The following is a 14,974-nucleotide window of genomic DNA, read 5'->3' as shown; positions in this document are numbered from 1 at the left end:
CTTGTTTTTATTTATACTCCTGCCAGCTCTTGATTTGTATATCGTCGATGCTCAGCGTACAGAATGCCTCGATAAAGGCGCTTGCCAGACGTGCATTGGTAATAAGCGGGATGTTCAGGTCGATAGCAGCACGGCGTATCTTGTAACCGTTATTTAACTCTCCGGCCGAAAGGTCGCGGGGGATATTCACCACCATGTCTATCTTTTTCGCGTGAAGCATAGCCAACGCCTGTGGTTCTTTGTCTTTCTCGCTAGGCCAGTAAACCTGTGTGCTGGCAATACCGTTTTCCTCCAGGAAGCGGTGTGTTCCTCCGGTAGCGAAAATATTGTAGCCCTTTGCCGCCAGCATCCGGACCGCGTCCAGCATAGCCACCTTCTGCTTCGGAGTACCCGTAGAGAGCAATACGTTCTTCTCGGGGATGCGCAGGCCTACCGATAGCATACTCTTCAAAACAGCTTCCGACAGATCGTCTCCTATGCAACCCACTTCGCCGGTGGAAGCCATATCTACACCCAGTACTGGGTCGGCCTTCTGCAACCGGTTGAAGGAGAACTGCGAGGCCTTAATACCTACATAATCGAGGTCGAACTCATTCTTGGAAGGCTTCTCGACAGGCAATCCCAGCATGATACGCGTAGCCAGTTCGATAAAGTTTATCTTGAGCACCTTGCTCACAAACGGGAAGCTGCGGCTGGCACGGAGGTTACACTCTATCACCTTTATCTCGTTGCCCTTCGCCAGATACTGGATATTGAAAGGGCCGGATATGTTCAACTCCTTTGCTATCTGCTTGCTGATACGCTTGATGCGGCGAACCGTCTCCACGTAGAGCTTCTGCGCCGGGAACTGTATCGTAGCGTCACCGGAATGCACGCCGGCAAACTCGATATGCTCGCTGATGGCATACATCACAATCTCGCCCTTGTCGGCCACGGCATCCATCTCCACCTCCTTGGCATGCTCGATGAACTGGCTCACCACTACGGGATGCTTCTTACTAACGTTGGCCGCCAGTTGCAGGAAGCGTTCCAGTTCTTCCTGATTGGAGCAAACGTTCATCGCCGCCCCGCTCAACACGTAGCTGGGACGAACCAGTACCGGGAAGCCTACCTCATCCACAAAGCTATTGATGTCTTCCATCGTAGAAAGCTCCTTCCACCGTGGCTGGTCTACACCGATGCGGTCCAGCATGGCGGAGAACTTCTCGCGGTCTTCGGCATTGTCGATGCTCTTGGCAGAAGTACCCAGTATGTTGACGTGCTGTTCGTCCATACGCATAGCCAGGTTGTTCGGTATCTGTCCACCGGTGGAGACTATCACCCCGTGCGGATTCTCAAGCTCCAGGATATCCATCACACGCTCGAAGGTCAGCTCGTCGAAGTAAAGGCGGTCGCACATATCGTAGTCCGTCGACACAGTCTCCGGGTTGTAGTTTATCATCACGCTGCGCCAGCCCTCCTTGCGGATCGTGTTCAAAGCCTGCACCCCGCACCAGTCGAACTCCACCGAGCTGCCGATACGGTAAGCGCCCGAACCCAGCACTACGATAGAGCGATGGTCGCCCACATAGTCCACGTCATTCTCCGTCCCGCTGTAGGTAAGGTAGAGGTAATTGGTCTGCGCCGGATACTCGGCAGCCAGCGTGTCGATCTGCTTCACTACCGGAAGGATGCCGCGGTATTTACGTTCCTGACGCACCTGTAGGATGGCCTTCTCGCCGTCTTCCATGTCCTCCTTAAACACGGCCCGTGCTATCTGGTAATCGGAGAAGCCCTGCCGCTTGGCATGACGGAACAGGTCGTCGGGAATCTCCCTCAGGGTATCCTGGCTCTCCAGAGCGTTTGCGGTTTGTATAATACCGTACAGTTTCCGAAGAAACCATTTGTCTATCTTCGTCAGGTCATGTATCTGGTCTACGGTATAGCCGGAGCGGAAGGCTTTGGATATAACAAAGATACGCGAGTCGGTAGGCTCGTGCAGCGCCTTGTCTATGTCGGGTATCACCAGCTCTTTGTTCTCCACGAAGCCGTGCATGCCCTGCCCTATCATGCGGAGCCCCTTCTGGATAGCCTCCTCAAAGGTGCGGCCTATGGCCATCACCTCACCAACAGACTTCATGCTACTGCCCAACTCGCGGGCTACGCCGTGGAACTTGCCCAAGTCCCAACGCGGTATCTTGCACACTACGTAGTCCAGCGCCGGCTCAAAGAAGGCGCTCGTAGTCTTGGTTACGGAGTTCTTCAAGTCGAACAGCCCGTAGCCCAGCCCCAGCTTGGCTGCCACAAAGGCAAGCGGGTAGCCGGTAGCCTTAGACGCCAGTGCCGAGGAACGTGAGAGGCGGGCATTCACTTCGATCACCCGGTAGTCTTCCGATTCGGGATCGTAGGCGTACTGCACGTTGCACTCTCCCACTATGCCGATATGGCGGATGATGCGTATAGCCAGTTCGCGGAGCTTATGGTAGTCGGTATTGCTCAGGGTTTGCGAAGGGGCTATAACGATGCTCTCGCCGGTATGGATGCCCAGGGGATCGAAGTTCTCCATGTTACAGACGGTGATACAGTTGTCGAAGCGGTCGCGCACCACCTCGTATTCCACCTCTTTCCAGCCTTTCAGGCTCTTTTCCACCAATACTTGGGGCGAGAAGGAGAAGGCCTTTTCTACCAGCACGTCCAGCTCTTCCTCGTTGTCGCAGAAGCCCGAGCCCAGCCCTCCCAGCGCATAGGCGGCACGGATGATGACGGGGTAACCCAGTTCGCGGGCAGCCCGGCGGGCGTCGGCCAGGTTCTCCACCGCTTCGCTCTTGATGGTCTTTACGTCTATCTCATCCAGCTTGCGGACAAACAGCTCACGGTCTTCGGTGTCCATAATGGCCTGAACAGGAGTACCCAGCACACGCACATTGTACTTCTCGAGCACACCACTCTGATAGAGCGCCACGCCGCAGTTCAGCGCCGTCTGCCCGCCAAAGGCCAGCAGGATTCCTTCGGGGCGTTCCTTCTCTATCACCTTTTCAACAAAGAAGGGAGTAACGGGCAGGAAGTAAACCGTGTCCGCAACTCCCTCCGAAGTCTGCACCGTAGCAATGTTGGGATTGATAAGCACCGTGTGTATGCCCTCTTCCTTAATGGCTTTAAGGGCCTGACTGCCTGAGTAGTCAAACTCACCGGCTTCGCCTATCTTGAGCGCGCCGGAGCCCAGTATCAGGACTTTCTTGATGTCTTCTCTCATTGTATATTTATCTTTTTCTGTTTTACTATTTGTCCAAACTCTTTGGAGTTATAACTCCAGACACTCTGCAAGCATAACTCCAGACACTCTGTAGGCATAACTCCAGACACTCTGGAATTAACGTCCTTAAAGCAAGGCCACGAAGCGGTCGAAAATAAACTCCGTATCCGTAGGTCCGCTGCATGCTTCGGGGTGGAACTGGGCGGAGAAGAAGGGCTTCGTCTTGTGGCGGATGCCTTCGTTCGTGCCATCGTTCATATTAATAAAGAGGGGCTCCCAGTCGTCTCCCAGCGTATCGTTGTCTACGGCGTAACCGTGGTTCTGGGAGGTGACGAAGCATTTCTCTGTACCTACCATGCGGACGGGCTGGTTGTGGCTGCGATGTCCGTACTTTAGCTTGTATATCGTAGCTCCCCCGGCCTTGGCCAGCAGCTGGTTGCCCATGCAGATGCCGCAGATAGGCTTGTCGCCCTGCAGCGCCTTGCGGATGTTCTGCACGGCGGCATCGCAGGTGTCGGGGTCGCCAGGACCGTTGGAGATGAACAGGCCGTCGTAGTCCATCCCGTTGAAATCGTAGTTCCAGGGCACGCGGATGACCGTTACGTTACGTTTCAGCAGGCAACGGATGATGTTGGCCTTTACGCCGCAGTCTACCAGCACAACGCGCTTTTTGGCTTCGCCCTGGCTTTCACCATAGGTAAGCACTTCTTTGCACGACACACGGTCTACGTAGTTAATCTCTTCATAATTGCCGGCTGCAGGCTGTTTGCCTTCTTCCACTTCGCCAATGATGAGCTTGCCCATCATCACGCCATGCTCGCGCAGCTTCTTGGTGAGGGCGCGGGTGTCTATCCCGGTGATGCCGGGCACGCCTTCGCGCTTCAACCAGTCGCCCAGGCTCTCCACGGCGTTCCAATGGCTGAAATCTTCGCTATAATCGCTCACAATGATAGCGTCGGCATGTATCTTTGCGCTTTCCATAAAGCCGGGTATGCCGTTCTTCTCTATCGAGAAAGGGGGTACGCCGTAGTTTCCCACCAGAGGATAGGTAAGGGCCATCAACTGTCCGGCATACGAAGGGTCGGTAAGGCTCTCGGGGTATCCGGTCATGGCGGTGTTGAACACTACTTCGCCGGCCACATCCTTCTCCGCACCGAAAGAAGTCCCCTCGAAAATGCTGCCGTCGTCTAAGATCAATGTTGCTTTTGTCATGATGTATATTGTTTTTTTGTAGTTGGTAGTTAGTAGTTGGTAGTTAGTAGGCGACAAGCGGTATTCTTTTTCTTCTACTAACTACCATCTACTCTCTACTAAATTCCTGTTCCACGTAATGGATGAAAGCCTGGTTTACCAGCCGTGCGCCACCCGGAGTGGGATAGTCGCCACTGAAGTACCAGTCGCCCGGATGATGGGGGCAGGATGCATGCAGGCCTTCCAAGGTCTGGTAAACGATCTCTACCTTAGCTCGTATCTTATCCGTTGTAAGCAATTCCACCATCTTGGCGGAGATCTCTTCATCCGTAAACGGGGCGTAAATATCCTTCACATAGTTCACAATGTTGTTTCCCCCGGCCTGCTGTTGTTCTTTCGCCTTGCGGTAAGCCTCCGTGATGACATGCTCCATGCCACGCTCTTTCAGCAGGGCTACCGCCGCCTTGAACGCGATAAACTCACTCATCCTGGACATATCTATGCCGTAATAGTCCGGGTAACGTACCTGCGGAGAAGAAGATACAATCACGATCTTCTTCGGATGCAAACGGTCCAGTATGCTGATGATGCTTTGTTTCAGGGTCGTACCCCGCACGATACTATCGTCTATCACCACCAGGTTGTCTACGAAAGGCACTATGCTTCCGTAGGTAATGTCGTAAACGTGTGCCGCCAGGTCGTTGCGGCTGTTGCCTTCGGCGATGAAGGTACGAAGCTTTATGTCTTTGATGGCCACCTTCTCACAACGAATGCGCATGGAAAGGATTCGTTCAAGCTCTTCCTCTTGAAGAAGGTGGCTGCGGTCTGAGATCCATTCCTTCTTGATCTTGTTCAGATGCTCATTCAATCCCTCCTGCATTCCGAAGTAGGCTACTTCTGCCGTATTGGGGATAAAGGAGAAGACGGTATGGTTCAGATCATGGTCTACAGCTTTAAGGATAGCCGGAACTAGATTCTCTCCCAAACGCTTCCGTTCTTTATATATATCCACGTCGCTACCACGGGAAAAGTAGATGCGCTCGAAGGAGCAGGCTTTGTTTTCTTTCGGTTCTATTATTTGAGAAGTACGTACTTCGCCCCGTTTATTGATAAAAAGGGCTTCTCCCCTGTTCAGCTCCTTAATGTCCGGAACATGTACGTTCATTACGGTTTGGATCACCGGACGTTCGGAGGCAAGCACTACAATCTCGTCGTCCACATAGTAGAATGCCGGACGAATGCCCCACGGATCGCGGACGCTAAAAGATTCTCCACTGCCTGTCAGACCACATATAACATAACCGCCATCCCAAGCAGGGGCACAGCGCTTCAATACGTTCGACAGGTCGATCTGTTCTTCTATGGCGTGGGTAATATCCATGCCTTTGAGCCCTTCCGTTTCACACTTGCAGTAGAGGCGTTCTACTTCACGGTCCAGACGGTGTCCCATCTGTTCCAGCATGATATAAGTATCGGAATATTTACGGGGATGCTGACCGATAGCCGTTATCTCCTTAAAAACATCATCTACATTTGTTAGATTGAAATTGCCGCAAAGAGCGAGATTTTTAGCACGCCAGTTATTTCGGCGCAGGAAAGGATGGATATAAGAAATACCGGACTTGCCGGTGGTACTGTAGCGGAGATGTCCCATATAAAGTTCTCCGGCGAAAGGAAGGTTGGCTTTGGCATAAAAGGGATCATTGAGTTTGCCGGGTGGAATATCTTTGTAATGTTCATGAACGGCAGCGAATATCTCGGTGATGGCTCCGGTTCCAACGGCTCGTTCCCTGAACATATATTCCTCGCCGGCATTCGCTTCTAATTTAACACATGCTAATCCGGCTCCCTCTTGTCCACGATTATGTTGCTTCTCCATAAGCAAATAGAGTTTGTTGAGCCCATACATCCAACTACCGTATTTCTGATGATAATATTCTAAAGGTTTCAGTAGTCGGACCATTGCTACACCACACTCATGCTTTAATACTTCCATCTGTATGTGTATTGTTTATTTCCGCCGCAAAGATACTCACATTATATAACATAATGTTCATATCGTTGCAAAATATTTGACACATTAATAGAAATAATGATTTTATCCAGCATTTAGTTAAAATATTTTATAATCCAACACTATTTAGACATACCTATTAATCATAAAGTCTAAGAATGCATATTTCATACAGATCATAAGAAAGAAGGCCGCAATTGTTATAAATTATAGAAACACAATCAAACAAAGAGATAGGATGTTCATTGTATCGGCTAAAATCAAGAATAGATACAAATAGAGCAAATTAATCCCGGTAATCTTTTTATGCATGATAAGACACAGAAAAGAGTACAGTCTCGGATGTTTTTTCGTTTCAATATAATAATCAAAGCATATAACGTCAATATCCTATTTTAGCATCAAACTTTTTATAGAAAAGTCCTATACTAATTTTGAATAAATATATATATTTGTTTCAAATTTAATTTTGCATTATGAAAATCAGGTATTATATCCTCATGGTTGCAGTTTGCTTTTGTACTGTCCTTCAAGCACAAAACAGAGCAGACGAGTTGATGAAACAGGCACAAAGTAGTCTTGAAACAAAAGAATACACAAAAGCCCGTTATCTTTTTATCCAAGCATACAGAGCTTTCGCTGAGAAAGGAGAATATGTGCAAGCTACCGAATGCGGTACCAAAGCAAGTTCTCTCTACTATCGCGAAAACTATTATAAAGAGGCATTTGAGCTATGCCGACAGATGACCCAATATCTCCTTAACGAAGAGCAAAAAGCCCAGAAAATATTATATGACCAGCGTTTTTCCGTAACCAAAGAGCGACTGCAAATGTATATACAACTTAAAAATCTGGCACAAGCACAAGTTCAACTCGATGAACTGGATAATTTAGCAAAACAAGCCAGTAATGATAAGCTTTCGGAAGAGCTACTATATACTCAGGCTAATTTTTACTACACGTTCGGACAAAATGAAAAAGGAGATAGTTATTTCCAAAAGCTAACTACTCAATATAAAGAAAATAAAGAATACGATAAAGTAAACGAGTGTTACAAAAACCTGATAGCTATAGCCCGTAAAGCAAATAATGCTCCTCTAATGGAACGCACTTATGAAAAATACATCGTATGGACCGATTCAGTAAAAGCACTTACTGCCGAAGACAAACTAGGCGCATTGCAGCAAAAATACGATAGCAGCTTACAAACCATACAAGAAAAAGATAAAACGCTTGCCGGTAAACAATACATGATAATAGGTCTGTTTACTTTCGCCATAGTCGTAATTATCGCATTGGTTTTAGTAATATTGATCTTATTACGTTTCATCATTCGCAACAGGAAGTTAAAGAAAATCATCAAGACTACGAATGAACATAATGAACAGCAAACTAAATTCATACAGAATATATCAGCACAAATGGAACCGACTCTGGAAAATCTTTCCAGGTCTGTTGAAGAAGTAAAACCCTTTGCCCCGGAACCGGCAAAATCCATTGAGAAGCGAATAGACGCATTGAAACTGTTCAGTAAAAATATACAAGAATTGTCCACCCTTGAAACTTCTTTATTAGAGACTTATGAGAAACAACCTTTTAACGTTGGAAAATTCTGTAATGAAGTAATGGACAAAGTAAAAGATGAAATTAAACCCGAGGTCGAAACCGCAGTGGATGCTCCTCAATTGGAAATAAAAACCAATGCCGAACAACTGGAAAGAATACTGGTACATCTATTAAAGAATGCTGCATTATACACCTCTTCCGGTAAAATCAGACTTGAATTCAAGAAAAAAGGCGCTCATTTATGTCAGTTCATTATTTCTGATAATGGTCCGGGTATTCCTGATGAACAAAAAGACAATATATTCAAACCATTTAAAGAGATTAAAGATTTGGCAGAAGGAGATGGACTTGGTTTACCGATTTGCTCTTTAATTGCCAGCAAAATGAACGGTAATCTTACTATTGACGCAGAATACAACAAAGGCTGTCGTTTTATTCTGGCATTGCAGGTTTAAACGATAGAATCCCATAACAAATCTGTTTATATGAAAGCATCGGGTGATGAATAACTAAAATTCATCATCCGATGCTTTTTTTAATAGAAATGACAACAACAGCAACAAACGACAAAAAGACATAATAAAACCAAAACGAACATCATTTTGATTAAATTAGAAGCAAAAGCCTGTTAATTTCATATTAAAACACAAAAGCACTATTCTGATTACAATTTATCACACAAACACACACAATAACTAACAAATAGAAACCAAGCTTCCTTCTCCTCTAAAAATATTGTCAACTAGCAATCCTTTTTATATTACATTTTGAAATGTAATATGTATATTTGCCAAACAATTTGACAACAATAACAGGTATTACACAAACATAAGGTCAACAAATGATGAAAAGTAGAAATCATTTTAGCAAAAAAGAAAAGGGTTTATACACCCCCGCTAATGAACACGACGCATGTGGAGTTGGAATGTTAGTTAACATTCATGGAGAGAAATCACACGAACTTGTTGAATCGGCTCTAACTATTTTAGAGAATATGCGGCACCGCGGGGCAGAAGGAGCAGACAATAAAACCGGAGACGGTGCAGGTATTATGCTTCAGATTCCTCACGAATTTATCTTACTTCAAGGTATTCCCGTACCCGAAAAAGGCAAATACGGAACAGGACTTTTGTTTCTTCCTAAAGATGAAAAGGAACAATCCACCATTCTTAGCATTATAATAGAAGAAATAGAAAAGGAAGGACTAACATTAATGCACCTTCGCAAAGTGCCTGTTAATACGGAGATTTTAGGAAAGTCGGCTCAGGAAACAGAACCGGACATTAAGCAAGTATTCGTTACCGGATGTAACGACCAGCAAACTATGGAGCTAAAATTATACATCATACGCAAACGTATTGAGAAAAAGATAGCTTCAACAAGCTTGCAGGGGAAAAAGGACTTCTACATCGTATCTCTATCCACCCGTAATATTATATATAAAGGTATGTTGGAGTCGATGCAGTTGCGCCACTACTTCCCGGATCTTACCAACCACTATTTCACCAGTGGACTGGCATTGGTACATTCACGTTTCAGCACCAATACCTTCCCTACATGGAGTCTGGCACAGCCTTTCCGTTTGCTTGCACACAACGGAGAAATCAATACTATCCGCGGAAACCGGGGATGGATGGAAGCACGGGAAAGTGTTCTCTCTTCACCCAACATTCCTAATATTGAAGAAATACGCCCTATTATTCAACCGGGCATGAGCGACAGTGCTTCCCTTGATAACGTACTGGAGTTCTTTGTAGCTTCGGGAATGAGCCTTCCTCATGCTATGGCTATGTTAGTGCCGGAAAGCTTTAACGAGAAGAACCCTATCTCCGAAGACTTAAAGGCATTCTACGAATACCACTCCATCCTGATGGAACCATGGGATGGTCCGGCAGCACTTCTATTCAGTGACGGACGCTATGCCGGAGGTATGCTGGACCGTAACGGATTAAGACCGGCACGCTACCTTATCACAAAACACGATATGATGGTAGTAGCCTCGGAAGTGGGCGTAATGGATTTCGAGCCAAACGAGATTAAGGAAAAAGGCCGTCTGCAACCGGGAAAGATACTTCTTGTAGACACTGAAAAGGGAGAAGTTTACTATGACGGTGAACTGAAAAAGGAACTGGCAGAAGCCCAGCCTTACCGCACATGGCTTGCCAACAACCGGGTAGAACTGGATGAGTTGAAGTCTGGAAGGAAAGTACCTCACACCGTAGACCACTTCGACCAGCGCCTGCGCACCTTCGGGTATAGCCGCGAAGACATAGAGCGCATCCTCACTCCTATGTCGACAGGGGGAGCAGAACCTATCGGATCAATGGGTAACGATACTCCACTGGCCGCATTGTCAACCCGTCCGCAATTGCTGTATAACTATTTCAGACAACAATTCGCACAGGTTACGAACCCGCCTATCGACCCCATCCGCGAAGAGCTGGTTATGAGCCTGGAAGAATACATCGGGGCTGTAGGCAATAAGATACTCTGCCCGAACGAAGGACACTGTAAAATGGTTAAGCTAAACCATCCGATCCTGACCAATACACAACTGGACATTCTATGTAATATCCGCTACAAAGGATTCAAATCTGTCAAACTGCCCATGCTGTTCGAGGTTGCAAAAGGACGCGAGGGACTACAGTCTGCCCTGGAAACACTTTGCAAGCAGGCGGAGCAATCCGTTGCCGACGGTGTGAACTACATCATATTAAGCGATAAGAACGTAGACGCGCAATACGCTCCTATCCCATCCCTGCTTGCCGTCAGCACCGTACACCACTACCTGATTTCGGTACAGAAACGTGTACAGACAGCTCTTGTAGTAGAAACCGGAGACATGCGCGAAGTTATGCACGCCGCCCTCCTGCTGGGTTATGGAGCCAGTGCGATCAACCCTTACATGGTGTTTGCCATCATCAAGGACATGGTAAACAAACAAATCATCCAGCTCAACTACGAAACAGCCCGTAAGAACTATATCAAGGCTATATGCAAGGGACTCTTTAAAGTCATCAGCAAGATGGGGATCAGTACCATCCGCAGTTATCGCGGGGCTAAGCTATTTGAGGCGATAGGCCTCAGCAGCGAGCTCGCAAACACATACTTCGGAGGGACTACCAGTAATATAGAAGGCATTCGCCTGGACGAAATAGCCAACGATGCCGCAGCCATGCACAAAGAGGCTTTCGGAGTAACTCCGGACAGTCTGCTGCCTTACAAAGGAATCTATTCATTCCGCAAAGACGGCGAAAAGCATGCGTGGAATCCGGAAACAATCTCCACCCTGCAACTTGCCACCCGTTTGGGCAGCTATAAGAAGTTCAAAGAGTACAGCCATCTTATCGACGAGAAAGAAACCCCTATCTTCCTGCGTGACTTCCTTACGTTCAAGAAGCAGAAGTCCATTCCGCTGGAACAGGTAGAACCGGCCGCAAACATCATGAAGCGTTTCGTTACCGGTGCGATGAGCTTCGGCTCGATCAGCCGTGAAGCACATGAAACCATGGCCATCGCCATGAACAAGATACACGGACGGAGCAATACGGGCGAAGGCGGGGAAGATCCGGAACGCTTCGCCCCGCGTGAAGACGGCACATCGCTCCGCTCCGCCATCAAGCAAATAGCATCCGGACGATTCGGGGTTACTACCGAGTATCTGGTTAATGCAGACGAGATACAGATCAAAATAGCACAAGGCGCAAAGCCCGGCGAAGGAGGACAATTGCCGGGTTATAAAGTAAACGACATCATAGCAAAGACCCGCCACTCTATTCCGGGTATCTCGCTTATTTCGCCTCCTCCCCACCACGACATCTATTCCATCGAAGACCTTGCACAGTTGATCTTCGACCTTAAGAACGTCAACCCGCATGCCGAAATCAGCGTCAAGCTGGTGGCCGAAAGCGGCGTGGGGACTATTGCCGCCGGTGTGGTAAAAGCAAAGGCAGACCGCATCATCATCTCCGGAGCGGAAGGCGGTACGGGCGCATCGCCGGTAAGCTCTATCCGCTACGCAGGCATATCGCCGGAGCTGGGATTGTCGGAGACGCAGCAAACACTGGTGCTCAACAACCTGCGCGGACAGGTTCGCCTGCAAACCGACGGACAGCTCAAGACAGGGCGCGACATCATCCTGATGGCCATGCTGGGCGCCGAAGAGTTTGGATTCGCCACCTCCGCCCTTATCGTTCTGGGATGCGTCATGATGCGTAAATGCCACATGAACACTTGTCCCGTTGGCGTGGCCACGCAAGACGAGGAACTGCGCAAACGCTTCCACGGACGTAGCGAATACCTGGTGAACTTCTTCACCTTCCTGGCCGAAGAGGTACGCGAATACCTGGCAGAACTAGGCGTAAAGAGCCTGGATGAGATCATCGGGCGGACAGACTTGCTGGTACGCAAGCCTTCGGATAAGATCGAGAAGCACGACTTGCTGAACTTCGACAAGCTGATCCATTTCATGGAAGAGGGCAAACAGAATGCCATCCGCCAGATAACAAAGCAGATACACAACACAGACAGTGTAAAGGACGTAGACATCATCAAGCACGCTATGCCCGCTATCAAACACCAGCGCGAAGTATCGCTGGATTACACCATAGCCAACACCGACCGTTCGGTAGGCGCCATGCTGTCCGGCCAGATTGCCAAGCTCTACGGCAATGCGGGGCTGCCGGACAATACACTGAACATCAAGTTCAAAGGCTCGGCAGGGCAAAGCTTCGGAGCGTTTCTGGCACACGGCGTACACTTCCGCCTGGAAGGAGAAGCCAACGACTATCTGGGCAAAGGCCTTAGCGGCGGACGCATCAGCGTGATGCCTCCGGTACGTTCCACCTTTATGGCGGAACGTAACACCATCGCCGGCAACACCTTGCTGTACGGAGCTACCAGCGGCGAAGTCTACATCAACGGATGTGTGGGAGAACGCTTCTGCGTACGTAACTCGGGCGCCATTGCCGTTGTGGAAGGCGTGGGCGACCACTGTTGCGAATACATGACCGGCGGACGCGTGGTGGTACTTGGCCGTACCGGACGCAACTTTGCGGCCGGCATGAGTGGCGGCGTGGCCTATGTATGGAACAAAGAGGGCGACTTCGATTACTATTGCAACATGGAAATGGTGGAACTATCGCTTATCGAGAACAGCAATGCCAACAAAGAGCTGCATGAACTGATCCGCAAGCATTACCATTACACCGGCAGCCATCTGGCCGGAACGATGCTGGACAACTGGAGCAAATACGCCGAAGAGTTCATCTGCATCATCCCGATAGAGTACAAAAAGGTGCTGCAGGAAGAACAAATGATGAAACTACAGCGTAAAATAGCTGAAATGCAACGAGATTACTAATAAGGAAAGAACCCGCGCAAGAAGCAGCCCCGTCACCTAATAACAGGTCGCTGCGGAGATCGGGGTTTCTCCATAGCGGAGATCGAGGCTTCTCCATAGCGGAGATTGGGGCTTCTCCATAGCAGGGATTGGAACTGGCAAACAAATAAAACATCATTAAAACGAGAGTATAACAAATGGGAAATCCAAAAGCATTCTTAACAATACATAGGCAGGAAGCGGGCTACAGACCCGTACACGAACGTATAGACGACTTCAGCGAAGTAGAACAAACATTGAACAGCAACGAACGGCGCACACAGGCGTCGCGCTGCATGGACTGCGGCGTGCCCTTCTGCCACTGGGCCTGTCCGCTGGGAAACAAGCAACCCGAATGGCAAGACCAGCTTTACAAAGGACGGTGGAAAGAAGCCTACCGGCTGCTGGAACAAACCTGCGACTTTCCGGAGTTTACCGGACGCATCTGTCCCGCCCTCTGCGAGAAAAGCTGCGTGCTCAAGCTAAGCTGCGACGAGCCCGTCACCATCCGCGAGAACGAAGCCGCCATCGTTGAAATAGCCTTCCGCGAAGGATACATCACCCCCGTGCAACCCCAGCGCAACGGCAAGCGCGTAGCCGTAATAGGCAGCGGCCCGGCAGGGCTCACCGCAGCCAATCAGCTGAACCGCCGGGGATATGAAGTGACCGTCTTCGAGAAAGACGAACTGCCGGGAGGCTTGCTGCGCTTCGGCATCCCCAACTTTAAGCTGGGAAAGAACATCATAGACCGCCGCATCCGGCTGATGACGGACGAAGGCATTCAGTTTAAAGTAAACACGATGGTGGGCAAAGAGATACTGGCAAAAGACGTACTGAACGCCTACGACGCCGTCTGCATAGCCATCGGGGCGGAAGTGCCGCGCGACCTGCCGATAGAAGGACGCAACCTGAAAGGCGTACACTTCGCACTGGAACTCCTCGCCCAGCAAAACCGCCTGCTGGAAGGAATAACGATCCCTCCCAAAAGCATCATCAACTGCAAAGGGAAGAAAGTGCTCATCATTGGAGGAGGCGATACCGGAAGCGATTGCGTAGGTACAGCCAACCGCCACGGCGCGGCAAGCGTCACACAGATAGAAATCATGCCCAAGCCGCCTGTAGAACATAATCCGCAGACTCCCTGGCCCATGTATCCCCAGGTATTGAAGACCAGCAGCAGCCACGAAGAAGGCTGCACACGCAGGTGGAATCTGTCTTCATGCCGCTTCATAGGCGATAAAAACATACTTACCGGCGTGGAGGTGGAAGAAGTGGAATGGACCTCTCCTACCGACGGCAGCCGTCCGGAGATGAAGAAGACCGGCAAGAAGGAGATTATCGAAGCCGACCTGGTATTCCTCGCCATGGGATTCGTACACCCCGAACAGGAAGGGCTGGTGAAGGAACTGTCCATACCGGTGAACGAACGCAAGAACATCTCCGTAGATAATGACAGCCAGATGGTGACGGATAAAGTCTTTGCCTGCGGCGATGCCGTGAGCGGGGCCAGCCTGGTGGTACGGGCTATGGCATCCGGACGTAACGTAGCCCGGGCGATAGATAGATACTTGACAAGTAAATAACAACTAAA

6 protein-coding genes are annotated in these 14,974 nt (G+C 49.1%); 3 read left to right on the top strand and 3 right to left on the bottom strand.

Annotation, left to right across the window (positions count from 1 at the left end; genetic code table 11):
* Nucleotides 1-7: 7 nt before the first annotated feature.
* From carB to C1721_RS11870, 3 genes are all read right to left on the bottom strand, one after another.
* The gene (gene carB / locus C1721_RS11880) at nucleotides 8-3,232 is read right to left on the bottom strand and encodes a carbamoyl-phosphate synthase (glutamine-hydrolyzing) large subunit (RefSeq protein ID WP_102408470.1); all 3,225 of its coding nucleotides are present in this window, start codon (nucleotides 3,230-3,232) and stop codon (nucleotides 8-10) included.
* 126 nt (nucleotides 3,233-3,358) lie between these two features.
* Nucleotides 3,359-4,444 carry a glutamine-hydrolyzing carbamoyl-phosphate synthase small subunit gene (gene carA / locus C1721_RS11875; RefSeq protein ID WP_102408469.1) on the bottom strand — a complete coding sequence of 362 codons (1,086 nt, stop codon included), beginning with the start codon at nucleotides 4,442-4,444 and terminating at the stop codon, nucleotides 3,359-3,361.
* 88 nt (nucleotides 4,445-4,532) lie between these two features.
* The gene (locus tag C1721_RS11870; RefSeq protein ID WP_102408468.1) at nucleotides 4,533-6,419 is read right to left on the bottom strand and encodes an amidophosphoribosyltransferase; all 1,887 of its coding nucleotides are present in this window, start codon (nucleotides 6,417-6,419) and stop codon (nucleotides 4,533-4,535) included.
* Between the two features lie 494 nt (nucleotides 6,420-6,913).
* Here C1721_RS11870 and C1721_RS11865 point away from each other — a divergent pair, with 494 nt between their 5' ends.
* The 3 genes from C1721_RS11865 (at nucleotide 6,914) to C1721_RS11855 (ending at nucleotide 14,966) form a co-directional block, all read left to right on the top strand.
* Nucleotides 6,914-8,458 carry a sensor histidine kinase gene (locus tag C1721_RS11865; protein WP_102408467.1) on the top strand — a complete coding sequence of 515 codons (1,545 nt, stop codon included), beginning with the start codon at nucleotides 6,914-6,916 and terminating at the stop codon, nucleotides 8,456-8,458.
* Nucleotides 8,459-8,844: 386 nt separating this feature from the next.
* The gene (gltB, locus tag C1721_RS11860) at nucleotides 8,845-13,365 is read left to right on the top strand and encodes a glutamate synthase large subunit (protein ID WP_199830407.1); all 4,521 of its coding nucleotides are present in this window, start codon (nucleotides 8,845-8,847) and stop codon (nucleotides 13,363-13,365) included.
* 176 nt (nucleotides 13,366-13,541) lie between these two features.
* Nucleotides 13,542-14,966, top strand: a complete 1,425-nt coding sequence (locus C1721_RS11855; protein ID WP_102408466.1) for a glutamate synthase subunit beta — start codon at nucleotides 13,542-13,544, stop codon at nucleotides 14,964-14,966.
* The last annotated feature ends 8 nt before the right edge of the window (nucleotides 14,967-14,974 follow it).

Source organism: Parabacteroides bouchesdurhonensis, assembly GCF_900186615.1.
GTDB lineage: Bacteria > Bacteroidota > Bacteroidia > Bacteroidales > Tannerellaceae > Parabacteroides > Parabacteroides bouchesdurhonensis.
Note: the sequence above shows the minus strand (reverse complement) of the source record. Positions and strands in the feature narration are given on the sequence as shown.

Bases quoted from the DNA above. Each gene is read 5' to 3' on its own strand.
- carB (WP_102408470.1), bottom strand. From the start codon at position 3,232: ATGAGAGAAGACATCAAGAAAGTCCTGATACTGGGCTCCGGCGCGCTC.
- carA (WP_102408469.1), bottom strand. From the start codon at position 4,444: ATGACAAAAGCAACATTGATCTTAGACGACGGCAGCATTTTCGAGGGG.
- C1721_RS11870 (WP_102408468.1), bottom strand. From the start codon at position 6,419: ATGGAAGTATTAAAGCATGAGTGTGGTGTAGCAATGGTCCGACTACTG.
- C1721_RS11865 (WP_102408467.1), top strand. From the start codon at position 6,914: ATGAAAATCAGGTATTATATCCTCATGGTTGCAGTTTGCTTTTGTACT.
- gltB (WP_199830407.1), top strand. From the start codon at position 8,845: ATGATGAAAAGTAGAAATCATTTTAGCAAAAAAGAAAAGGGTTTATAC.
- C1721_RS11855 (WP_102408466.1), top strand. From the start codon at position 13,542: ATGGGAAATCCAAAAGCATTCTTAACAATACATAGGCAGGAAGCGGGC.